The following is a 25,699-nucleotide window of genomic DNA, read 5'->3' as shown; positions in this document are numbered from 1 at the left end:
TTCCATTAAGAATGCTGCCAAAATCACGGAAATATCATGCGATTAATATTTACAGGAGTATTATGCCTGTTGACTCTCAATGCCCAGGCGAATGTGATACAGTATTTTGCAGGAATTAGTTATAACAACCCTGCTGACTTATTCAAAGTAAAAAATGGTATCTTGCTTATTGGAGGAACCGGTTCTTATGCTGACTTGCAATTTAAGGGAAGCGCCTTAAATTTTAATACGTTTCAATACGACTCAGGAGTTAATCACTCGCGTACTTATATTGTTTGGCCATATGGTCGAGTTGCCAAGCGCCTCAATGATAAGACTGTAGTTGCAGTAGATCTTACCGAACCTTTTAATTCCAATCTTGATTGGGGAAACGACGCTTTTACAAGATATGCTGCGACCCAAAATTACCTGACCGATGTGGATCTAAGCCCCAAAATATCCTATGCGATTAGCAAAAAATTACAAATTGGTGGTGGCATAAACTTTAATGTACTGCTAAAGAATGAAGTCAATTGGGCTTTTCCTACTGGCCAATCCACTTATGCGAATTTAATTAACCGATCCTCTAGTTTTGGTGTGGGTTATAATTTGGGGATTAATTATGCAGTGAATGATACCAATTTCCTTGGTATCACTTATTATTCAAGAATTCGCCAAAATACTTCCGGAACCAGTTATCTGGGATTAGCTGCCAACCCTGATTTCCAATTCGGTTTTTATATGCCAGCAACAACGGTTGCCAGTTATGTCCATATTTTTAATCCCAAATGGCTCATCAACCTACAGGTTTTTCAAAGCGAATGGAACGCCAATCAAAAAGTGAGACTTTATAACACAGCAGCACCACCTCCATTTACCAATTTTATTTTTGATATGCATTTCGATACCTCTTATGCTTATCTTGCCGCGATACGTAAACAAGTCTCTGATAAATTAGGCATTGCGCTGGCAGGCATGATCGATGATGGTCCTGAAGAAGATGGCCTTAGAACCATCGTTTTCCCTTCCGATACTCAATATTTTCTTGGATTGATTGGTGACTACCGTTTTACGGAACATGCTTCCATGGAACTTATCTTGGGACATGTGTATTCTAATCCCAGCATCCAAAACAAAGCCAAGGTAAACAATGTACCCGTTCCCTTTACTACAGGCCGGGTGACAATTAATGCCAATGTTTTGGATCTTAAAGTTAAAATCGAGGGGTGATCTTCCAGGTGTAGATACGAGAGACTTGCTCTAGTAAACAAAAGCTGGAATATAAGAGTCAGGACGTACCAAAAACCCAAGGTCAAGGCAAAAACTGTTTTTAATGAGTATGTTCAGATAAACTAAATGACTGAGTTAAAAACATTTTTAAACAAAGAGATGTGGTTTTTCGTACGCTCTGAGAGTATTAAATTTCAGAGTTTTATTTTTGAATATTTTTCTTTTTAAATAACCAGTAATAAGACCATGATCCTGCTATTAGCCCAATCACAAAATAAACCGGATCTGAATTAAAGGTAGCCAAGGCAGTAATGGATGGGCCTGGGCAGTATCCAGCCACACCCCAACCAATTCCAAAAATGATACTTCCCAAGATTAATTTTTTCTCAATGCTTTTCTTCTCGGGTAAATAAAATTGATTACACAATATTGGTTTATCAAATTTGTTTATCAGTTTGTACCCCAAAAAAGTTACGGTGACAGCAACAGCCATTACAATCAGTAAACTCGGATCCCAAAATCCATTGATATCAAGAAAATTTAATACCTTGTTAGGATTGATCATATTTGAAATAGTCAACCCGGCTCCAAATAACAAACCACATAGAAATGACATGATGTTATACATTAATATAATCCTCCCACATGTCTTATCAGATAAACAGTAATCACTGCCGATAAGATAAAAAGCAATGTCGCTATGAAAGAACGCCTGGAAAATCTGGCCAGTCCACATACCCCGTGCCCAGAAGTACAACCTTGTCCCATTCGGGTTCCAAAACCCACCAAAAATCCACCAATTAATAATAGGAAAACAGGATAATGTGTCCTTAAAGGAAACTGAATGGCAGGGCTCACGAAATAGAACAATCCGGCAGCTGCTAAACCAAGTAAAAAGGCAATACGCCATACTGGGAATGGTTTTTCAGGTGGAAAAATTCCGTGTATCATTCCACTGATACCTGCTATACGACCGTTCAACCACAAAAAAAGGACAGCACTTAGGCCAATCAGTAATCCACCAATGGCGCTTAGGTAGGGAGTAAAAGAGGTTATATAATCCATTACTTAAATTTCCATTCCATTTACAATGACAAGCAATTCAACTGAGACACTTTAAAAATTAAAGTGTCTCTCTCAGATAGTCATGTATTTATAACAAGAACCATCCAAATTTTAATTTACTTTTTCCAATGAGGACATAGTTTTCACCCCATTCTGATCTGGGTAGGCTAATACGATTACTTTCGTTCCAACTCGCATAAACTCTTCGTTCAACCATTTGGCGGCGCTGGGGAAAACCCTGACACAACCATGACTTGATGGGTGCTCTGGAACTTCATAAGCCGCATGAATAGTGAATCCTCTGTAAAAATACATGCAGTAAGGCATTTTAGCCCCGCCCTTCGTATCGACAGGGTATTCACCCGAACGACAATCAATACCTCGTTTGTTATAAATCCTGAATGTTCCGGTTATCGTCCTGCAAGATTGATTTGGATTTTCTTCACAAATATCTATTCCGCCAGAACCAGCTCCTGTCATGACACGCTGACCTTCTTCATCGTAGGCCGCCCAGGCAGATGCTTTAGGATCAAAAACAAATAATCTTTCGCCTGGCGCTTTAATTTGCATTGGGAAATAATTACGTCCTCTTTTATCCCTTAAATAATGAACGGTTCTGTGTACATAACCGGCATCATCAGTAATTAAGGTTGACTCATCAAACTCAACACACGAAGTTAATCCGAGGCACATTAAAATAACTGCCCAATAAATTTTTTTCATTTAAATTTTATCTCCACAATAGTAAAAGCTGGTGGCCCTAATTAATCACTTAATTTTCGATATTTAATTCGTGATGGTCTGTTAGCCTCATCACCTAATCGACGCTTTCTATCCGCTTCGTACTCGCTGTAATTACCTTCGAAAAAGGTTATTTGTGAATCTCCTTCAAAAGCCATCAAATGGGTACAAATTCTATCTAAAAACCATCTATCGTGAGAAATCACTATAGCACAACCTGGAAAATTAAGAATGGCCTCTTCCAAAGCTCTCAATGTCTCAACATCCAAATCATTACTGGGTTCATCAAGTAGCAAAACATTCCCGCCACTTTTCAATAATTTTGCCAAATGAACCCGGTTACGCTCTCCTCCAGACAATTGAGAAATTTTCTTTTGTTGATCCGTCCCTTTAAAATTAAAACGCCCAACATAAGCTCGTGAAGGCATTTGGAAATTACCTATCTGCATAATGTCATGGCCGTCTGAAATTTCTTGCCACACCGAATTATTGGGATTTAGATTGTCCCGCATCTGATCAACATAAGCCAACTTCACTGTTTCTCCAATACGAATGACACCTTTGTCTGGCTCTTCCTGCCCTGTTAACATTTTTAAGAAAGTAGACTTACCTGCTCCATTGGGGCCAATAATGCCTAAAACACCACCTTTGGGAAGTTTGAAATCAAAATTATCTATTAATATCCTGTCACCGTAGGATTTGCATATTTTTTCACCTTCCAGAACCAAATCGCCTAAGCGCTCACCGGGTGGGATATATATTTCATTGGTTTCATTACGCTTTTGGAATTCTTTAGAATTCATTTCTTCAAACCGAGCCAAGCGGGCTTTATTTTTAGCATGACGTCCTTTGGGCGAGGTTCTAACCCATTCCAATTCCGCTTTAATAGCACGTTGCAAAGCATCCTCCTGCTTTTTCTCCATACTCAACCGTGCTTCTTTTTGTTCGAGCCAAGAACTGTAGTTCCCCTTATAAGGGATACCTTCACCCCGATCCAATTCTAAAATCCACTCCGCCGCATTATCCAGGAAATACCTGTCATGGGTAATTGCAACCACAGTGCCAGGAAACTCTTCCAGGAAATGTTCTAACCAGGCAACACTTTCTGCATCCAAATGGTTGGTAGGTTCATCAAGAAGCAACATGTCAGGACTTGATAGCAACAATCTGCAAAGAGCAACACGTCTGCGTTCACCGCCGGATAGTTTTCCTATTATGGCATCCCACTCTGGTAATCTTAATGCATCAGCAGCGACATCAAGCTTTCTCTCCAAATCCCAGCCACCACAAGCTTCTATTTCATTTTGCAATTCACCTTGCTCTGTTAACAAGGCATTCATTTCATCATCGCTCATTGGTTCTGCAAAACGCATGCTAATTGCATCAAAACGAGACAGTTTCTCCTTAATTTCTGCAACACCTTCCTCGACTACTTCGCGCACAGTTTTATTTAAGTCAAGCTCGGGTTCTTGAGCAAGATATCCAATTTTAATTCCTGGTTGAGGCCTTGCTTCGCCTTCGTATTGCGTATCAACACCAGCCATAATCCGCAATAAGGTAGATTTTCCAGAACCATTTAGTCCTAATACACCAATTTTTGCCCCGGGAAAAAAACTTAATGAAATATCTTTTAAAATAAATCTTTGGTTCTCAACAATCTTGCTCACTCTATTCATAGTGAAAATATACTGCGCCATAATCGCTCCAACTCTCTATAATCAGCCTTTTATCAGACAATACTACCAGTTCAGTATGACTTTCCCTGACTGGCCGGATGCCATAATTTGAAAAGCGTGCTGATATTCATCTACTGGGAAATTATGAGTAATAACAGGAGAAATATTTAAACCACTTTGTAACATGGCAATCATCTTATACCAAGTTTCAAACATTTCTCGACCATAAATACCCTTAATAACCAATCCTTTAAAAATAACCTGGTTCCAATCTATAGGGGTTTCTTGTGGTGGAATACCCAATAAAGCCACGTGTCCACCATGATTCATCGCTTTCATCATGTCGTTTAATGCCATAGGATTCCCGGACATTTCCAGACCAACATCAAACCCCTCAAGCATTCCCAGCTCATTAGCCACATCACTTAATTTTTGGTATTTGACATTGACCGCTCGGCTAACACCCATTTGCCTGGCCAGTTCCAATCGATGATCGTTAACATCGGTGATAACAACATGTCGTGCACCAATATGCCTTACAATGGCTGCAGCCATTATGCCTATGGGGCCTGCCCCAGTAATCAAAACGTCTTCACCTACAACATCAAATGCCAATGCACAATGAGCAGCATTTCCAAAAGGATCGAGAACAGCCGCTTGCTCTTCCGTAATGTTATCGGGGAGAGCAATGACATTGGTCGCAGGCAGCGCCAGATACTCAGCAAAGCATCCTGGTCGATTCACCCCCACTCCCAGGGTATTACGACATAAATGACGCTTGCCGGCACGACAATTTCTGCAAAAACCACAGGTAATATGACCTTCACCAGAAACTCTTTGTCCAACTTTCAAACCTTGGACTTCTTTTCCTATCTCTACTATTTCACCATAAAATTCATGACCTACCGTCATAGGAACAGGAATTGTCGCTTGCGCCCACTCATCCCAGGAATAAATATGGATATCTGTACCACAAATTGCAGTCTTTTTAATTTTTATTAAAACATCATTTACCCCGTACTCAGGAACAGGAATGTCTTGCATCCAAATTCCAGGCTCTTTTTTTGCTTTAACCAATGATTTCATTGTCATACCTCAAATTAATTAGGTAATACCACCATTTCGCAATTCATCCTAAAAAATATCAGGTTGTGAAATGTAAAGTAATGTGGTTCTAGATTACAGAAAATTCCTTACCAACCTTTTCAAACGCCTTCAAGGCTTTATCCAAATGATGCAATTCAAGGGCTGCAGACATTTGGGTACGAATCCGAGCCAAACCTTTTGGTACCACTGGGTAGGAAAACCCTACAACATAGACGCCCAACTCCAATAAGCGATTAGAGATTCGCCCGGCCAAACTGGCATCTCCTAACATGACGGGAATAATAGGATGTTCACCCGGGATTAACTCAAAACCTAACTGTGTCATTCCTTCACGGAAATAATGACTATTGCGCTTTAATTTTTCAGCAAGGGAGTTATTTGTAGACAATTTATCGAGTACCACACAAGAAGTATGAGCAATAACGGGTGCCAATGTATTGGAAAATAAATAAGGCCTGGATCGTTGGCGCAACCAATCAATAACGACTTGATTCGACGAAGTGTATCCTCCTGATGCACCCCCTAAGGCTTTACCAAGCGTACCCGTTATAATATCGACTCTATCACTAACTCCAAAATGCTCCGGTGTTCCTCTACCCGTCTTGCCCATGAAACCAACGGCATGGGAATCATCAACCATCACCATGGCGTCATACTTGTCAGCCAGTTCACAAATGGCAGGTAAGTTAGCCAATATACCGTCCATTGAAAAAACACCATCCGTTGCAATCAAACGAAATCTCGCATTTTTTGCTGCAATTAACTGCTCTTCCAGAGCCTTCATGTCATTATTGGCATAGCGATACCGGGCTGCCTTACACAGCCTGACTCCATCAATAATACTCGCATGATTGAGAGCGTCGCTGATAATAGCGTCCTCTTCTGTCAGTAATGTCTCAAACAACCCAGTGTTGGCATCAAAACAGGAAGAATACAATATAGTGTCTTCTTTACTTAAAAAATGGCTGATTTTTTGTTCCAGTTGTTTATGCGGGGTTTGTGTTCCACAAATAAAACGAACAGAAGCCATGCCATACCCATACTTGGCTAAAGCAGCCTGCCCCTCAGCTATTAACTCAGGATCATTGGCCAAACCCAGGTAGTTATTTGCACAAAGATTAATAACTTCTCTTTCGTTAACTTTCACATCAGCTTGCTGCTGGCTGGAAATAACACGCTCTGATTTGTACAAGCCCTCCGCCTTGAGTGTTTCAAGTTCATTTTGCAAATAATTAATGAATCGCTCAAGCACTATAATCTCCTGTATGTCTGGATAAATTCATAAATAATACCAAATTTTAAACATTCTCACCATGAGATATTTTCAAGAAAATTTCACTTTCAAACATTAATGCTTAGACATAAGCTGAATTCTTGCTAAAATTGCTTCAAAGTTTTAACCTATCCAATGATTATTAAGACGGTAGAGCAAATGAATCACAGTGCACGCATAAACATGATCAAACAACAGTTACGAACTGGTGATGTATTAAATGAATCCATCCTCGACTTATACGATGAGATCTTACGACATGAGTTTGTTCCTGAACCTTTCTCTCACTTTGCTTATTCAGACATGCAAATTCCCTTGGCCCATGGTCAAAGGATGTTAACTCCACTGGAAGAAGGAACAATTTTACAAGCGCTTGATCTTAAAGGCCATGAAACTGTGCTGGAAGTGGGAACAGGGACCGGTTTTATGACGGCTTTACTGAGTAAATTATGTAAAAAAGTAATCAGTATTGACTATTATTCTGAATTCACTGCCAATGCAAAACGCAAACTCAAAGAACATAATTGTCTTAATGTTGAATTAATTACAGGAGATGCTTGTCGTGGATGGTTGGAAAGCGCACCATACGATGTTATCGTATTCACTGGTGCCATGGAAAAACTGACAGATACCCATAAACTACAAATTTTACCTGGTGGCAAGTTGTTCGCAATCCTTGGTAAATCCCCTGTAATGAAAGCTTATCTTTTTCAGTTGGATCATAATGCAATCTGGACAGAATCCATGCTTTTTGAAACGGATATACCTCCTCTGGTAGATCAGTTGAAACCGAAAGAATTTGTTTTCTAGGGAAAACTCGAATGAGAAAGTCTCTGTTTTGTTGGATTTTAACGTTAGGTGTTTCAACCCATGTGTTTGCAACAGACCTAATGGATATCTATCAACAAGCCCTGGAGAACGATACAATCTTTAAAGAGGCATATGATAACTATATGTCCAGCACCGAAGCCATTCCTCAAGCTCGTGCGGCTCTTTACCCTCAAGTCGGCCTTGGTTCACAAGCTGGCCGCAATTATCAGGATGCGGTTGCCGGAGCGTTTAGTGCCAATCAATACTATGGAAGTTATTTGTGGCAAGTCAATGCTTCTCAGGCGCTGTTTAACTATCAGGCATGGGCCAAAGTAGCCCAGGCCAAAGCGTCTGTTAAAGCAGCACAAGCCAGTTTCAATGATGCAGCACAGAATTTAATTCTAAGAACAGCCAAAGCCTATTTTGATGTCCTGTTTGCCAAAGATACATTAGACTTTGCCGAAGCAAAAAAACGGGCGAACAAAAGACAATATGATCAAGCAACTCAACGTTTTCAAGTTGGCCTTGATGCCATCACTTCTGTCTATGAAGCAAAGGCGGCGTACGATCAATCCATAGCGACAGTTATCGCTGCCCGCAATAATCAGATTAACCAGAGTGAAAATTTGCGAAAACTAACCAATCACGTATATGAAACACTCGCGCCACTCAAAGACAGTAAAATTCCACTCGTTAAGCCAGAACCAAATGACGTGAATCAATGGATAGATACTGGACTTAAACAAAACTATAAATTATATGCTGCAAAATATAATCTTGAGGTGGCAAAAGACAATGTAAAAGCAATCTCTGCGGGTAACTGGCCAGTTTTTTCACTACAGAGCAACGCAAGCCAAATACATAATAATGCATCCGGCAATACTGTTTTTATTCCATCAAAGCAAACCCAGGCTAATATTGCAATCGCGATGAATTTTCCTGTTTTTCAAGGAGGCTTGGTTCAAGCGCAGACTCGTCAAGCTCAATATAACTTTCAGTCAACGAGTGAAAAACTGGAACAAACGTATCGGGACGTCATTGTAAACAGCCGCATCGCCTTCAATACCATCACTGATGGGATAAGTAAGGTAAAGGCGGACAGACAAACAGTTATTTCTGTGCAAAATTCTTTGCAAAGTACCGAGGCTCAATTTGAAGTAGGCACTCGAACCATGGTGGATGTGGTCAATGCCCAACAAAGATTGTTTGAAGCACAGGAACAATTAGCCCGAGATCAATACGACTTGATTAATTCCATACTTACCCTGAAATACCTTGCAGGGACTTTAAACGTTAATGATCTCGAACAGATTAACTCATGGTTAGCAACTACACGTGTCAATGGATTTTCACCAGTAGATAACAAAACCTCCAAATAACAAATTTAGGTTGTTTTATGTCTTCCAATCCTTCTTTAGTTGAAAAAAAAATACTTCATTATGCAGGTAAAGCCATAGCTGATTTTAATATGATCCAGCGTGGTGACAGAGTGATGGTATGCCTGTCTGGTGGAAAAGATTCATTCACACTATTAACAATTCTTAACCAGCTCAGGATCAAATCAGGAAACAAATTTGAAATTTTTGCTTTTACTCTGGATCAAGCCCAACCAGGATGGAATGATGCCTGTTTACGTCAATGGTTAACTGAAAAATCCATTCCTCATGAAATACTAACCCGAGACACATACAGTATCGTGAAGGAAAAAATTCCTGAAGGCAAAACCTACTGTTCTTTGTGTTCCCGTTTGAGACGTGGAATCATCTATAGATATGCTGAAGAGCACGGATTTAATAAAATAGCATTGGGGCACCATCGTGATGATCTGATTCGTACATTGATGATGTCCATTCTATATAATGGCGATATACGTTCCATGCCGCCCAAATTGTTAAGTGATAATAAAAAGCATATAGTCATACGACCACTGTGTTATGTACAGGAAAAAGATATTATGACGTTTGCATCAGAACAAGCCTTTCCAATTATCCCATGTAATCTTTGTGGATCTCAAGAAAATCTGATGCGCAAAAAAGTTGCCTCACTCATTGATCAACTGGCGATTGAAAACCCAAAAGTCCCCAGTAACATGCTTCATGCGCTGCAAAGTTTGAAGCCAAGTCAATTAATGGATCAAAATCTTTGGAATTTTAAAAATTTGGAAGCTGGCCTTGAAACTGCTCTGCCAATCCAATATGAAGAAGTTTTTAATGCTCAGGAATTTGAATTGGAGAATGAAAAAATTTGACTTATGAAAATTATTATCTAATATTTCTTTTCATTTTTGCAATATAATGAAATAATTGGCACACAAAACAAGCTTATTATTTTGACAAATGGCGTGAAATATACAAAAATAGGCTTTCAAATTATCAGATTACCCGTGGTTTTGTATTATTAACCTGATGCTGAATTCAAAATAAAGGAACTTTTAGATTATGATTAACAGAAATACAGTTAACTTGCGTCTATTTCGTATCTACTCTAAACGTTATTTAAAATTTGATTTTGTTGCCGCAATAGTTGTTTTCCTCGTGGCGATTCCTTTATGTTTAGGTATTGCTCTGGCTTCCGGCGCGCCGCTTTTTTCTGGCATATTAAGTGGAATTATTGGCGGTATTGTTGTGGGTATATTCAGCGGCTCACAGGTTAGTGTCAGCGGACCTGCAGCGGGTATGGCAGCCGTCGTATTGGCGGCGATCTCACAACTTGGTGATTTTAATACCTTTTTATTGGCTCTTACCATCGCGGGCGTTTTACAACTGATTATAGGCGCATTAAGAGCAGGATTTGTTGCAGATTACGTTCCTTCCAATGTGGTCCAAGGACTACTATGCTCTATTGGGATTCTGCTAATCATTAAGCAATTACCCCTCGCATTCACCCTCTCATCAGATTTTGATGAACTTAAAACGCATTTATTGGAAACAACAGAAGGATTTACAGTAAGTCCCTTGTTGGCTTTATCTCAGCATATTAATGAAGGCGCACTAATCATTACTACGCTTTCATTGGCTATTTTAATCTACTTTGATATGACCAAGAATAAAATTCTGAAAGAAATCCCCGCCCCTATCCTTGTGGTACTGGCAGGAATACTATTAAATGAGCTGTTCATCTGGACAAACTCCAGCCTAGTGCAAAACTCGCCTCAACTGGTTAACATCCCTGATACTAATGGTTTTTTCCAATTTTTCAGTCATCTTGAGTACCCTGACTGGTCCGCCTGGACTAATCCTAAAGTCTATCTCTATGCGCTAGTCATATGTATCGTTGCTTCTTTGGAAACGCTGCTTAATCTCAAAGCGTCAGAAAGGTTAGATAAAAAAAGAAGGCACAGTCCAACTAATCAGGAATTGGTTGCTCAAGGTTTAGGTAATTTAACAGTAGGTTTGGTAGGAGGTATTCCTGTTACATCAGTCATTGTCAGAACCTCCATCAATATCCACGCCGGTTCAAAAACCAAATTTTCAGCCATACTCCATGGTTTCTTTATCTTGTTTGCTGTCATGTTGATACCTGGCGCATTGAATAAAATCCCTTTATCTTCTCTCGCTGCGATTTTAATTTACACTGGTTATAAATTAAACAAACCTGCCATCTATATTAATATCTTTTCACAAGGCAGCGATCGATTTATTCCCTTCATCGTGACCGTGATCAGTATTATTGCCTTCAATCTTCTTGCAGGTATATTAATCGGTTTGGCCATCAGCCTCTTTTATATATTAAAATCCAATAGTCAAGCTCGTATTGATATCATTAAGGAAATTTATCCAAATGGTTCGACATACCGTTTGATGCTTCCCCAGCAAATGACTTTTCTTAACAAAGCCGCACTGGTCGCTGAATTGGATACATTACCCAGACACTCTCAATTGATTATAGACGCACGTTATTCTCAATACATTGATAAGGAAATTCTGGAGTTATTTAATGAATTGAAAGAAGAGTTAGCAGGCAGTAAACAAATTTCTTTAAATTTCACCGGATTTCAGGAACACTATAAAATTCATAACTACATCGATTTCATTACAGTTACAACCTATGACGTTCAGTCTAACCTGACACCAGCACAAGTATTAAATATACTGCTTGAAGGAAATCAACGCTTTTTAAGCGATAACCGGATTCATCGATCAAACCAAATCGATATAAAATATACTGCAAAAACACAACATCCAATTGCTGTTGTTTTGGCCTGTATTGACTCAAGAGTTCCTGTAGAAACCATCTTTGATATGAGCTTCGGTGATCTTTTTTGTGTACGTATAGCAGGCAATGTGATTAATGATGATATTTTGGCCAGCATAGAATATGCCTGTAATGTAGTTGGCGCGAAGCTTATCATGGTCCTGGGACACACCCGATGCGGGGCCATTCAATCTGCCTGCGATGGTATTGAAAAGGGTCATATCACCCAATTACTCTCTAAAATAAAACCTGCAGTTAATGCAGAAAAAGAAACTACAACAGAACGTAACGGAAAAAATCAAACTTTTGTAAATCATGTCACTGAATTAAATGTTGCGAATACCTTACAGAACATTTATAAAAAAAGTGATATTTTACGGACTATGATAAACAGCAATGAGATAGGGATGGTTGGTGCTATTTATGATGTAAGTAGCGGAAAGGTTATCTGTAAAACATATACCGAAGAGCTATCTACTTTGGATGGAGACGAAAATAAGCTCCTGGCTCAAAAATTTGAAACTATTCTTTTGGAAGCCAAAGCAAGTTAAACTTTTTTGAAATTGTAAAAACACTGGAAAGAAATACATTTCTCAAGCCAGGCATAAGATTTTCTGCAAGCCATTAAGCCTGGCATATGAAGTTACGCTATATTATTAATGAGAATAAGCTTGTTTTTACGAGTTGCAATATGAGAGATAAAATTATCACCGGGAAAAAAATTATTTTTTCACAATCCATTGCAAAAGACCAAACAAAAGATTTATCAAGCTTTTTATCAGAACGGTTTTATTCTGTAAATCAAAGTCATAATCATGCCATTATTATTGGTTCCAGCCTTTCTCATCAAGAGAAAGACATTGAGCATGATGCCATACTCGATTCCTCAGGCGTGTTAGTGACTACTGATGCAACGGGTATTATTAACGGTGCAAGAGTCGCAATTACTGATGGTCTGGGTGGCGGAAATGGTGATCAGGAGGAAGACGATAATATACACAGTGTATCTCATTCCAGTTGTGAGGATTTTTTGAATTGTGAGCAAAATATCGATGCAACGCTACACTTGATTACCCAACCAAAAGCCTCCGAAAAAAATCAAACAGCACCGAAAAAATTGCAAAACTCGGAAGCTTCGATGGCTGCTTTTATCTATCAATATAATCAGGGAAAGGGATACGTTGGCGAATTTGCAAATATTGGTGATGGACTAATTATTATCCTGGATAAACGTTTTAAGATAAAACATATGGTATCCGCATGCCACATATATAGAGGATTTGGTACCTGGACTCCACCATCCCTGCAAGCCCTGGCAAAAACTGCGGATAAAGACACACTGCTTGTCAGGAAAACATTCCAACTCGCTGAAGGTGATATTATAGTATCCATGACTGATGGGATTTGGGGGGAGTTGAAAACCAGTTTGATTTCTCAAACCAATGACCGTCGGGATATAGGAGTAGATAAAGAATATTTCAAAACGCTATTTGACGAATTGATAGATATCCCCTACCCCTCCTCATTTGATATTGCTCGTATCATTACCCATCGTGCTATGTCCCGCAGTTTGGAGCGCAGAAATACATTAATAAAATTAATTCATGAAATAGAACAACAACACTTCCAGGAAAAATCTGTCAAAACTGTTAATGAAGTCCTGGAACATTTTATCAAGACAGGCAATACGGAAACAGCACGGACATTAAAAGCAATTCTCTTTGAAGACGGTTTGAGCGATGGAATCACTTATTTTGAAAACATTGAAATCCCCCTGGAGATGGTAATGCAAGATTTAAAAAGTCGTACCGTTGGGGATTGTTCAACCATCAATGTAACGCGCATTCCCTATCATTTAGATGAGCTCATACGAGGTTTTATCAATTACCCTGAGAAACATCAAATCCTGGCGCCACTATTTAAAGCAACGATAAAATCTGAGACTGATTTAGAAGAAGCATTTTATCGTCTGTCACTTGAAATGGTACAACCTGAAATCGAGTGCCCAATTTCTGAAGCTCATTTTGAACGAGCTTTTAAAAAAGAAACCCTTGATAAAACTCAGGCTGTCTTAACTCACTATTTTCGTATTTCCACAGGTTTAGATAGTAAAAAGAGTTATCAGGAACGCTTAGATGATCTGAGTTCTTATTTATTCAAGGAATCCTCTCTGGAAAAAAATGATATTAAATTGCTATTATCTATGCTGGATAGTGAAATAAAACCAAAAACCGGAGTTTTCCAAACATTGTTTGGGGAAAACCAAAATAAATTATACAAGGCATTTCACAGAAAAATCGAGTTGCAATTATTGGAGAGCGAAATAGATAATAAAAAGGCATTCAAATAGCAGTTCTTACCATTTTATTTTCAAGGATGTACCAACTGCTTCCTGAATGGATTTTTTATCGACTTTCCTCGAAATGTCCTGATTTTTAATTAATAATTTTAGTTCAGTGTCAAAAAGTTTCTGACTTCTTTTGATTTCCTCCACTCCTTCGCCAGGAAGATTACCGAGTATCTCTGTAAGTTTACTATCGTAGAGTTCCTTTAAAACCGATAAAACCTCATCACGTGCTTTGGCATCGTTTGATTTTCCTTTAAAAAAAGACACTCCTTCTTTCGGGGCATAGCCTGTGGGAGTCCTAATCCTGTTATTTTTGATTTGGACGTACAAATCATTAATTTGTGACATAGCAATTAGCGAATTTTTATCGAGTTCTTTCTTTAAATCGTTCTTAAATTTAAAAGGACGTTCCAAAATAGAATTGGCATCGGAATTTTTAAGAAATTTTGATGGGGAAGAGATATTGGTATGAGCACCCGCCTTCATCAGTTTGACAGCTAAGTGAAAATACTGCTTGGATAACGCAATATCTAATATTGTTTTTCCCTGAATATCTTTTTTATTTAAATCCACTTTTTCTTTTAAAAGAAAATCACTTAAATTCATAAAGTGGATTTCTTCTGTTTCTTTTGACGATGGAAACGTATGCATCTCATGCAATGCCTGGTGAAAGGGATTTCTTCCTTCAGAGTTTCTTTTATGAAGTAAGCTACTGTCTTTCTTGACAATATCCAGTATGATCGGCAAATCACATCTTCGCATCGCACTATGCAAAATATTATTTCCAAGCCTATCTTCGAAATCGACCTTTGCCCCCTGTTCTAGTAAAATTGTTGCCATTTTCAAATCATTAACTACCACGGCATTATAAAGAGGTGGATTTCCATTAGTATTTGGCTGATTAATTAACTCCTTATCTTTCTCTGTTATGATACTCGCTAAAGCTTCTCTGTTTTCTGCTTTTGAATAAAAAACATAATGCAGGACAGTATTGCCACTGGTATCGGTTAAACGCGTATTAGCTCCCTTTTTCAATAAATAACTGACCAATTTCGGATTACCGGAATTTATAGATAACATTAGCGGCGTTGCTTTTTCTTTAGTCAAAGGTATATCGATATCTACCCCGGCATGTAAGAATTTTTTAACCAGATTTATGCTTCCTAAAGAAATAGCGATTCTGAAAGCTTCTTTGTTCGAAAGAATTTTCTCATTTTTAGCAATAATTTTACCTAATGTTTCTTTATCCTTTCTAGCCCATACTGCCTCTAAAAGTTCATTACTAATATCGGCCCCTGAGTTTAATAGTTCATCAAAAATTTTCAATTTATGATTTTTATATGCCAAGGTTATTGCTGAAGTACCGCTGTTATCGGGTTCATTGATCTGAATAACCTCTGTGGTTGTCAAAGCTGATACTAACTCGGGAGTTCCATATTCAGCAGCATAATGGAATGCTGTTTTGCCATGATTATCCTTGATGTTTAATACCTTGATGGCATTTTCCTGGCTTAACACGACTTTTAGTACTTTGCCCATGATTTGCATATTTCCAGACTCTGCGGCATAGTGAAGTGCAGTTTTACCGTCATAATCCTGAAGAGATAAATCCGCTTTTTTTGCAATAAGCTCATCAATCATTGCCATATTCCCTGAGAGCACAGCTAAATGAGCAGGAGTTTTGCCTACATAAAGAGGTGGCGCTCCTTGCTCTATGCGTTGATTAATTTCAGATTCATTGCAATGTGATAATAATAATTTTATATCACTGGGATCACTAAGATAGATTGCGCCTCTATGTAATGGATATTGCTCATTTAATGACGATAAACATTTTTGAGCATTCGATTGCAGCTTCTCCGGATTTAAATCTGAAAAATCCATATGTCTTATTTTTTCGTACGCTGGACTATCCAGCATGTCACGAAATTTGGTTTGATCTTCCAGGCTTGAATGATAACCATATAAAAAAACAGGATCCTTTTTTTTACTTTTTTCAATAATTTCTACCGTATTAAAAATGGCTTCCTTCACAACAACCACTAATTCATCCGCGCTATATAAATCAAAAACATTAGGTTCATAAAACGTTGCTGGCGGTAAACCTTGTTGCATTAAAAGAATATTTAATAAATTATTGACAAAAGTTCGGCCATTAGCGTCTCTAAAGGGATGCAATACTTCATACATTCGAATGTGCTTAACGATAATTTTAAGTTTTTCATCAAGCGTTTCAGCGGTTTTTATTTCCTGATTGTAAGATTGAGTAATTTTTTCCAGGTAGAGATCCACATTTTTCATTACCGCAAGATAGAAATGATTGGTATTACTATGCCCATATTTGCACATATCGACATAGATTTGTTTGGCAAGTTCGGGTATTTGCTCTCGATTCAGATTTTTAAAATAGTTCTTATTAAAGCTTGGGCCAAATGGACCAGCTTTGCCCGGGCCAAATTCAGCTTCGCCTTCTGTAAGAAAGGCAAAGCTCAGGAATTCTTCAATACCCTTAATTGAAGCCCGGCCAGCTGGAATACCAAATGAAACAGGTTCATCTGTTCTGATTTCACCTGGATTTTTTTCCTGTAATTCCTCCACCTTTTTTCCACACTTCTTGTGTATCTTCTTTATTAAATCAACGCTTAATTCAAATTCCTCATCTGATTTCTCAACTTGCAATGCAATAGAGCACAAACTCTCCAGAGCGGCATTAAGGCATCCTGGTTCTCGTGATTCATAGCCCTTCCACCCATTTTCTTTTGACCAGAAACGTCCATCAACAAATAATCTCCATATTTCTTCACGTGGATAAGCTTGAAGAAAATATAAACCAGGTAGATTTGGCATGATTTTTACCAATTAAAAGTACTGTTTTACTAATAATTATAGAACAGTGTGACTCAAATATGGTCTTTTAAGAAAGGCGGAGAAACTAAGGACTTAAACTAAACATATCGCAAATTGAATGGTGATAAGTATATAATATCCACCTTGATTATTTATAGAAATCCAGGAATAGATATGCGCGCATCTCAATGGTTTTTGGTCACTCAAAAAGAAACTCCCAACGATGCAGAAATAGCATCCCATCAATTAATGTTAAGATCAGGAATGATTCGTAAGCTTGGCTCAGGACTTTATACCTGGATGCCACTTGGCCTTAGAGTACTTCGTAAAGTTGAAAATATAGTTCGGGAAGAGATGAACAAAACTCACGCAATGGAACTGCTTATGCCATCTGTACAGCCTGCTGAATTATGGCAAGAGACAGGACGTTGGGAGTCCTTTGGTGGTCAACTACTAACCATGAAAGACAGTAATCAAAGAGAGTATTGCTTTGGGCCTACCCATGAAGAAGTCATTACCGATATTATGCGTAATGAATTGCAATCCTATAAACAATTGCCAGTCAATTTTTATCAAATTCAAACCAAATTTCGCGATGAAATCAGGCCACGATTCGGGGTAATGCGGGCCCGTGAGTTTATTATGAAAGATGCTTACTCCTTCCACCTCAGTCTTGAAAGCCTGCAAGAAACCTATAAGGATATGTATCAAGCCTATTGCAGGATTTTTGATAGAATGGGACTCAAATATCGGGCAGTTGAAGCCGATACAGGAGCAATTGGCGGATCTGCTTCTCATGAGTTTCAGGTATTGGCCGAATCAGGTGAAGATCTGATTTTTTATAGTGACTCCAGTGACTATGCCGCGAATATTGAACAAGCGACCAGCTTAAAACCACCCAAAGCGAACAAACCATGTGTTGAAACAATCACATTAGTCGATACCCCAAATCAAAAAACAATCGATGAGGTGGCCAACTTCCTTGGTATCGCGAATAATCAAACCATCAAAACCTTGATTGTCAAAGGCAAGGAACATCCTATGGTGGCTCTGGTCTTGAGAGGAGACGATGAACTCAATGAGGTCAAAGCGACAAAGCATCCCTTAGTCTACTCTCCCTTGTCTTTTATTGATGAAGAACTGATTTTAAAAACGCTAAAAACTCCCTTGGGTTCCATAGGGCCAATCAAGTTAAATATTCCTGTCATTGCTGACCATCATGCCTTGGCCATGTCTGCATTTGTCTGCGGTGCCAATCAGGCAGATAAACACTTTATCAATGCCGCATGGGAGCGAGATGCAAAATACGATGATGCCTATGATTTACGCAATGTTAAGGAAGGTGATCCAAGCCCTGATGGGAAAGGAACACTTCGCTGTTGTCGTGGAATAGAGGTAGGGCACGTTTTCCAATTAGGTGATAAATACGCCAAAGCCATGAATGCATCTGTTATCAATGAGCAAGGACAATTACAAACCATGATCATGGGCTGCTATGGATTAGGGATCACTCGTGTAGTTGCTGCTGCGATTGAACAACACCATGATGAACATGGAATCATCTGGCCTCAAGCTTTAGCGCCTTTCCAAGTCAATATTATTCCTCTTAATGGTGCGAGATCACAGGCAGTTAAAGAACAAGCAGAGTTACTTTATCAGCAACTCAAATCTCATGGTATTGATGTATTACTTGATGATCGTAATGAAAGAGCTGGTGTATTATTCGCTGATAATGACTTAATAGGAATCCCTCACCGATTAGTGGTCAGTGAGAGAAATCTGGAGCAAGGTTGTGTTGAGTACAAAGCTCGAACTTCAAGCGAAACGCAACTAATTAATCTGAATGAGGCAATTAACTTTATTATTGAATTAATTAATAATAAATAATATTTTTCACTCTACTCCCCCTGCATTATCTGTATTTTAACAATGCGGTTCGGATTAAAAATTAACCCGAACCGCATTAAAGATATGCCAATAATACAGGACTTATGGATAAGGATTGTATAAGAACCAGTGGATATCCCGGCTTCGTTCAAGCTTAGGTGTCGAAGCCTTGTATGGGATTTAATGTTGTGGCCAAGGCTTAGAGATAATGCTTAGGCATCTCCTCAGCCTCAACGGTTCGGGATAACAACCGATCTTATCCATCACTCACATTACATATTAAAAACCATTAGAGGTTGCATTAAAGTATCCTCCTGAAACTCTGCTTCAGGATTGGGAAATTCCTTCTCATCGTAAGAAGACGATATATTTTTAGACTCTATTGGAGCCTGATTTACTGGATTTGTTGGTGGTACGGCTTTAAAACGTTTTAGTTTAGCCTCAAAATCATAAAAATCATTGAGGTTATCAAAACGCTTGATAATGGCATTGGTTTTCCTTTCTTCTTCAAGAATCTTATCTCTTAAAAATTGAATTTTTTTGTTACCAGAGTCCAGCTGCTGTACCAGATTGCGTTGAATTAAAACCAATTCCTTAATCAAGGCATCATATTTTGCCATTATTTTTTTAGTCAACAAGGATTGCAAAATGCTATCCGAACGTCCTTGTAATTCATTAAATTGATATCTCCAATCATCCTCTGTCTCTTCTTGCCTGAAAAAACTGGGAATCAAATCAACAATCCTGTTGGCCACAGCAGAAAGCCATGATTTCGATTCTTCCACATTTATCTTGTGCATTTTATTGTATAATTCTGCGAGATCGGCTTTTAATTGCCCATCCTTTATCTCATCAATTTGTTCCATAGTCATCGTGGTTCTATCCATAGTTTTTAAGCTATTTCTGTCAAGAAAATGATTTTGCATGTCTTCAGGAAATTGGCTGAGGTCTTCAGGTATTTGGCCATTAATCCACTCCTTTAATGCTAGAATCTCCTTCACCTTGCTTCGGCATTGCTCTGGAAACAAGTCTACTTCGATATTGCTCCTGGTGTACTCTTTCAATAAAGGTAACTGTTTGGCATGAATTCTATTCAGATTCCGAATCTCTAATTTATTTTGCTTAAGAGAAAACTCTAACTGCCGATACGCCTGTGTTAATTCTGTTAACCGGGATTTATATTGCATAAATCCTTCGAATAATGGGGATGTCCCCTCTCCTTCAATAATTAACTCCACATACTCATTAAATCCTGTATATCCTTTTTTTATTTTCACGTTAAAGACGGAATATCCTTCAACTCCCTCTAACTCTTCCTTAATTTTTTGCGCTTTAAAAGCAAAATATTTTGATTCATCAATGATATCCTGGTGTTTTTCCTGAAAACTATTCCAAAGAGTACGAATCATCCCTCGTAATTGCACCAAAGGCTCACGCAATAAGGAATATGAAATGGATAATTCACTGATTTTTTTACAAAGAACATAATACATTTCATTCAATGTATAAACCTTGCAATTCCCATTTTGCGTTTGCTGAAGTTGCCTTTTAACCGCTCGCCAGTCAGAATTGGCATTTAAAATCTGACTGTTATTCTTTTCAAACTCTTCTAAAATAGAGTTGTATTTCTCTTGCAATAAATAGTATTGTGCCTCTTCTTTACACTCCTGAATAAAATTAACATCCAGCGCCCCTTCCTCTCTACCGAGGACAGTCAAACCATCCATGGTATTTAATGTTTGATTGATCAAATCACGTGTATTTTTGTGACCAAATGAAAAAATCCAAACGTCTTCCAATTGAGCTTGATGTTTGCATAAGGCCCTATATAGTTTTTTGATAGCTGCCTGTTTGGAAAAAGAATCTCTCGCTTGTTTTACTTCATTGGCCTGAGCCAGTATTTCATTCGCTGCTTTTTTTACTGCTGTCCGCTCAATCCAATACTCAGGCCCTCTGTTTTCAGGCTTAGCCCAAGCCAATGTCATATCAAGATGATGAATGATTTGTGCTGCTGTATTATCTAGATATGTTTCTTTTAAAATCTGAAGTTCTTTATGTTCTTCAAATCCTGCTAGCTGATACACTCTCAGCATGTCACTGATAATTGGTTGCATGCGGAATTTTTCGCTCAATTTCTCCTTGTCTAACCATTTGCTTTCATAATCAATTAATAACAACTCGAGAGCAAGAAAGTTATCTGCATTATTAGTCCTCTCTATTAGCCCTTGTTTAACACTGCCAGGCAACGAGGAGTTATTGATTTCTTTGCTAATATCCCTGATCCACAAGTTCAGTTGGCTGTTCACAAAAGCTAATCGGTAGGGTTCTAAATCACCATCATGGTAGCTTAACATAGCACCAGTTACTTCTACTGCGGACTCAAGGTGACGATGACTGCGCTTTTTCTCTTGTGCTGCTTCTTTTTTCTTTAAGCGAGCTGATAATTTACTCCACTTTATTTGTTCACTTAAATCGACCTCTTGCAAATATTTACAACGTAATGCATTGACAGAGTCATTGGAGAATCTATTTTCTGTTTTTGCTTTCAACTGCTCTCGGTTTAGACTCCAAATGCTGGAAACGGATTTCTCATAGACTTGAATTGCCTTTTCCAATTCCCTGGTTTGTATGCGCTGAAAAACATCCCTGCGAACATAGGGGTTTGGATATATTTTTTTAGGATCAGAATCTTCCAAACATTTTGTCCATTGCTTCTTTAGCGAATCAATCAAATCGTTTCTTTGCACAAATAATTCATTATTCAGCTGTCTCCATTCTGACTTGGGGTAAATTAAATGCAAAAATGCTTGCCATTCTTCCAATTGATTTAATACCACTTGTTGAATATTAGAAACAGATTGAATGACATACTGTTTAACTGCTTCTTCTCTTCGTGCATCAGCTAAATTTTGCGTATTTAATTCTTCTCGCAAATTCTTCCTGGCAGGAAAAATCCGATAACCCACAGCCATATCGAATCGGCTGGTTTGCCCAACCACTTCACCAGCGATTTCATCTATTTCTGTAATCCTAAGGACACGTCCTTTTCCTTTATAATCATCAAGCAGTGAAGAAGAATAAGATAAAGTTCTATCGTCTACATTAGAAAAATCAATGTCATTAAGAATGAGGTGGCTGGAAACAGGATAGCCGTATCTATCTATAGACAGTTCCTCATCCTCTATCGCTGCGTGAGAACGATAGGAAGTCAAATCAGAAAGAGTGGAGTAATTAATACCACCAACCTGGTAAGTACCAAACTCAGAATTCGCCTCTACCACAGAGGAAGGGATACCTAAATAGGTAAAGAAATCTCTATCACCTGTTTCAAGATAATCATGAGCTATTAATACGTGATTTGCAAAACACACGTCGACTGTACCACCTTCCGCAAGGACCCATTGCATAGCAGCAAGGACTGCTGCAGGTGGAGCACTTGAGTTTTCATTACGACTGACTTCCATCAACACATTTTGTTCTTGATGATGTAAAGACAATAAAAGAGAAATAATTTGTGTAGTATCAAAAAATAAGCCGGTACTGCGAAAATACTGCTCTCGCATCACTGCGACTAACTTCAATTGAGTTCGCAATTTATCCTCTTTGCTAATATCCAGCCTTCTCATCTCCGTAATTAACAAATCAGACAATTCCCGTAACTTATTCCTGCTTAATTGGGTTAAATCAGTGTAATTTGCATTCGCTACTTTTAGAGGGAAATCCTTGCCTATCGCATTGATAAACACGACTTGTTGAGCCAATTCAGATTGTTCTTTACAAGATAAACCCGCACCATTATCAACATTTTGAATCTTGGCAACAACTTCTTGAATTTGACTTGTATCAAATTGCTCATTAAGAATTTGCTCTCTCGTTTTAAGCAGAATGCCTTCTTGATTTACTTTGGAAGCCCTGGTTTCGGCTGGATCTCTATCAAATGAATCAATATATAATTTTAATTCTCTCGAATATTCATGCAATTTCTCGGAAAAAACATCTAATGTAGGGTAAGGAGGATAGTTAAATAAAGAAGAAATATCTTCTAATAAGACACTATGGATCTCAAGCCGAGACTGAACATCGAATAATAAGTTGGCTTTTTCAGCCTCAACATTTTCCCCAAGCGCAGTCAGAATTTTTATCCATTGCGCTAAAGTTTTGTCATCCGTTTTTTCAAACTTATTGATAAGACAGCAATATCTAATCAATTCTGATTTGTCGCAATTATTACTCGATTTGATGAGTACCGTTAATAAGGAAACCAACTCAGGAAGGTCAGTCGCTTTGGAGTCGATAATCGCTGATGTGGCTCGAATAAATTGTATGAGCAATTCATGTTCGACATCCAAACCAGCCTTTTCCACTGCCGCAATCACTGCATCAAATAAGGATTGTGATTTGTTTTCATCGATTCCCTTCAGGATATTGAACTCGATTAACTCCTTTAAGAGTTTGAGCTCTTTATTAATGAACTCAACTTTATCATCATTTCTTGTTGAATTACCAGTAAATTCCTTTACACCTTTGAAATTTAATTGATTTCGAGTGACTTTCATGCCCTGAATTCCCTGAAAAATAGAATGCCCTCATTATATATAAGCTGCATAAAATGTAGCAGATAAATGTGAAAGAAAATTTGAAATATTACTCAATGTCCAAAACAGCATTTAATAGCTGCCTGGTATAAGGATGTACGGGTTGCCGAAGTACTTTCTCGCATGAACCATATTCGACAGCCAAGCCGTCTTTCATGACTAATACATCGTCAGCGATATAAGAGACGACCCCCATGTTATGGGTTATAAACAAATAGGAAATACCTCTTTGTTGTTGCAATTCCTTTAATAAATTAAGAATTTGTGCCTGAACCGATACATCAAGGGCACTGGTTGGCTCATCACAGATTAAAATATCAGGCTCTGTCGCCAAAGCTCTCGCAATGCAGATCCGTTGTCTTTGTCCACCGGAAAACTGATGGGGGTATCGATGCAAACTGGTACTTGGTAAGTTAACTTGCTCAATTAGGGATTTTTGTTGTTTCCTGATGTAAGAAGGCTTCATCCCTTGTGCATACATCCCTTCAGCGATGATCTCTCCAACAGTCATGCGTGGATTCATAGAAGAAAAGGGATCTTGAAAAATAATCTGTACTTTTTTTCTGTATCTTCTTAACGCACTTCCTGTCATAGACAATACATCTCTATCCTTATAACGAATTTTTCCTCCTGCAACCGGCAATAACCTCAGCAAGGCACGGCATGCTGTTGTTTTCCCGCAGCCCGACTCTCCAACCAAGGCCAAGGTTTTACCTCTGGACAGGGTAAACGACAAACCATTAACCGCTTTGAAAATGTTTCTCTTACGACTCAAAAATCCTTGTTTATGTATAAAATGAACTGATAAATCATCTACTGTGAACACGACCTCTTCTTTTTCAACAGAAGGAACCCAGCTGATTTTATTTTTATCCAGTAATGGCAATTCTTTAATATCAGGATACAAATGACACCTCAATACACGGTGTTCCACTTCTTGTAATTGAGGTTCCTCATGGCGACATCGTTCAAAAGCATAAATACAACGCGTATGGAAACGACAACCTGAAGGCATGGATTCTAAAGAAGGTACCGTACCGGTAATAATAGACAGTTTCTCATTTCTTTTTGCAAATGAAGGTAAGGATGCCAAAAGTTGCTGAACGTAGGGATGACTCACTTTTGAAAAAAAATCGTTTACTGACGCTTGTTCTACTACCTGCCCTGCATACATCACACAAATCCTATCAGCCATAGTTTTAGCCACACCCAAATCATGAGTAATTAATAACAAACTCATATGATGTTTCTTTTGTATTTTTTTTAGTAACGCCAGTATTTGAGCCTGGATAGTCACATCCAAAGCCGTAGTAGGTTCATCAGCAACAAGGATATCTGGCTCACAAGCCAACGCCATGGCAATAACTACACGCTGTTTTTGCCCGCCAGACAATTGATGCGGATATTGATAAACTCTGATTTGCGGTTGAGGCATTTCTACCTCATTCAATAACAATATCACTCGTTCTCTTATTTGATCTTTTGTCAATGACTGATGCCTTTTTAAAACCTCAGCTATCTGCTCTCCAATCGTTAGTACGGGATTTAAAGCAGTCATTGGCTCTTGAAAAATCATCGCAAGCCTGCGCCCCCTTAACTCCCTCATCATTTTCTCAGGTAAGTTTAAGATATCTTCGCCGTGAATATTGATTTGACTGTCAATCCCGTAGACTCCCGCTCTGGGCAGCAATCTCATCATGGCCAATGAAGTTAATGATTTGCCACACCCGGATTCTCCCAATAAAACCAAAGTCTCCCCTGGATTTAGACTAAAACTTAATTTATCCAAAGCAAGAACTGTTTTATCAGGGCTTTTAAAAGCAACTGACAGTTGAGTAATTTCAGCGGTATTTTGCATGGAATTTGCCACAAATAATGATAACTACACTCTAACAAGATAAGGGTGATAGTAGCAATAAAAATACCATACCACTCTGAGCAAAAGAAT

At 38.4% G+C, this 25,699-nt stretch carries 16 protein-coding genes; 7 read left to right on the top strand and 9 right to left on the bottom strand.

Features of this window, described 5'->3' with window-relative positions; genetic code table 11:
- Positions 1 to 36 precede the first annotated feature (36 nt).
- Positions 37 to 1,209 carry an OmpP1/FadL family transporter gene (locus EL201_RS03655; protein WP_011214917.1) on the top strand — a complete coding sequence of 391 codons (1,173 nt, stop codon included), beginning with the start codon at positions 37 to 39 and terminating at the stop codon, positions 1,207 to 1,209.
- A gap of 202 nt (positions 1,210 to 1,411) precedes the next feature.
- Here EL201_RS03655 and EL201_RS03650 read toward each other — a convergent pair whose 3' ends face one another.
- The 6 genes from EL201_RS03650 to EL201_RS03625 form a co-directional block, all read right to left on the bottom strand.
- The gene (locus EL201_RS03650; protein ID WP_027223752.1) at positions 1,412 to 1,837 is read right to left on the bottom strand and encodes a DUF6691 family protein; all 426 of its coding nucleotides are present in this window, start codon (positions 1,835 to 1,837) and stop codon (positions 1,412 to 1,414) included.
- Complete coding sequence (locus EL201_RS03645) at positions 1,837 to 2,274, bottom strand: YeeE/YedE family protein (RefSeq protein ID WP_027223751.1); 438 nt, start codon at positions 2,272 to 2,274, stop codon at positions 1,837 to 1,839. Before EL201_RS03645 ends, EL201_RS03650 begins: the two co-directional genes overlap by 1 nt.
- Before the next feature lie 111 nt (positions 2,275 to 2,385).
- Positions 2,386 to 2,997 (bottom strand): L,D-transpeptidase, encoded by a 612-nt coding sequence (locus EL201_RS03640; protein ID WP_027223750.1) that lies wholly within the window; start codon positions 2,995 to 2,997, stop codon positions 2,386 to 2,388.
- A gap of 41 nt (positions 2,998 to 3,038) precedes the next feature.
- Positions 3,039 to 4,712 (bottom strand): energy-dependent translational throttle protein EttA, encoded by a 1,674-nt coding sequence (gene ettA, locus EL201_RS03635; protein WP_027223749.1) that lies wholly within the window; start codon positions 4,710 to 4,712, stop codon positions 3,039 to 3,041.
- Between the two features lie 42 nt (positions 4,713 to 4,754).
- Entirely contained in the window at positions 4,755 to 5,777 is a 1,023-nt protein-coding gene (gene tdh, locus EL201_RS03630; protein WP_027223748.1) for an L-threonine 3-dehydrogenase, read from the bottom strand.
- 88 nt (positions 5,778 to 5,865) lie between these two features.
- Complete coding sequence (locus tag EL201_RS03625; RefSeq protein ID WP_027223747.1) at positions 5,866 to 7,050, bottom strand: glycine C-acetyltransferase; 1,185 nt, start codon at positions 7,048 to 7,050, stop codon at positions 5,866 to 5,868.
- Between the two features lie 180 nt (positions 7,051 to 7,230).
- Here EL201_RS03625 and EL201_RS03620 point away from each other — a divergent pair, with 180 nt between their 5' ends.
- The 5 genes from EL201_RS03620 to EL201_RS03600 all read left to right on the top strand — a co-directional run bounded on the left by EL201_RS03620 (position 7,231) and on the right by EL201_RS03600 (position 14,425).
- Entirely contained in the window at positions 7,231 to 7,881 is a 651-nt protein-coding gene (locus tag EL201_RS03620; protein ID WP_027223746.1) for a protein-L-isoaspartate O-methyltransferase family protein, read from the top strand.
- 11 nt (positions 7,882 to 7,892) lie between these two features.
- On the top strand, positions 7,893 to 9,260 hold the full coding sequence (locus EL201_RS03615; protein WP_027223745.1) for a TolC family outer membrane protein: 1,368 nt from the start codon (positions 7,893 to 7,895) through the stop codon (positions 9,258 to 9,260).
- Positions 9,261 to 9,277: 17 nt separating this feature from the next.
- Positions 9,278 to 10,129: a tRNA 2-thiocytidine(32) synthetase TtcA gene (ttcA, locus tag EL201_RS03610; RefSeq protein WP_027223744.1), complete on the top strand. Its 852-nt coding sequence runs from the start codon at positions 9,278 to 9,280 to the stop codon at positions 10,127 to 10,129.
- Positions 10,130 to 10,319: 190 nt separating this feature from the next.
- Positions 10,320 to 12,626, top strand: coding sequence for a bifunctional SulP family inorganic anion transporter/carbonic anhydrase (locus EL201_RS03605; RefSeq protein WP_027223743.1), 2,307 nt, complete (start codon positions 10,320 to 10,322; stop codon positions 12,624 to 12,626).
- An 86-nt stretch (positions 12,627 to 12,712) separates the two neighbouring features.
- A complete protein-coding gene (locus EL201_RS03600) occupies positions 12,713 to 14,425 on the top strand; it encodes a phosphocholine hydrolase Lem3 (protein ID WP_080273340.1) in 1,713 nt (570 codons plus the stop codon).
- 6 nt (positions 14,426 to 14,431) lie between these two features.
- Here EL201_RS03600 and ankX read toward each other — a convergent pair whose 3' ends face one another.
- Positions 14,432 to 17,281, bottom strand: coding sequence for a Dot/Icm T4SS effector AnkN/AnkX/LegA8 (ankX, locus tag EL201_RS03595; protein WP_080273339.1), 2,850 nt, complete (start codon positions 17,279 to 17,281; stop codon positions 14,432 to 14,434).
- A 162-nt stretch (positions 17,282 to 17,443) separates the two neighbouring features.
- Here ankX and EL201_RS03590 point away from each other — a divergent pair, with 162 nt between their 5' ends.
- Positions 17,444 to 19,156, top strand: a complete 1,713-nt coding sequence (locus EL201_RS03590; protein WP_027223740.1) for a proline--tRNA ligase — start codon at positions 17,444 to 17,446, stop codon at positions 19,154 to 19,156.
- A 272-nt stretch (positions 19,157 to 19,428) separates the two neighbouring features.
- Here the strand turns inward: EL201_RS03590 and EL201_RS03585 are convergent, their stop codons facing one another.
- Complete coding sequence (locus tag EL201_RS03585) at positions 19,429 to 23,712, bottom strand: hypothetical protein (protein WP_027223739.1); 4,284 nt, start codon at positions 23,710 to 23,712, stop codon at positions 19,429 to 19,431.
- 88 nt (positions 23,713 to 23,800) lie between these two features.
- The gene (locus EL201_RS03580; RefSeq protein WP_027223738.1) at positions 23,801 to 25,609 is read right to left on the bottom strand and encodes an ABC transporter ATP-binding protein; all 1,809 of its coding nucleotides are present in this window, start codon (positions 25,607 to 25,609) and stop codon (positions 23,801 to 23,803) included.
- Between the last annotated feature and the right edge of the window lie 90 nt (positions 25,610 to 25,699).

It is taken from the genome of Legionella pneumophila subsp. pascullei, assembly GCF_900637585.1.
Lineage (GTDB): Bacteria > Pseudomonadota > Gammaproteobacteria > Legionellales > Legionellaceae > Legionella > Legionella pascullei.
Note: the sequence above shows the minus strand (reverse complement) of the source record. Positions and strands in the feature narration are given on the sequence as shown.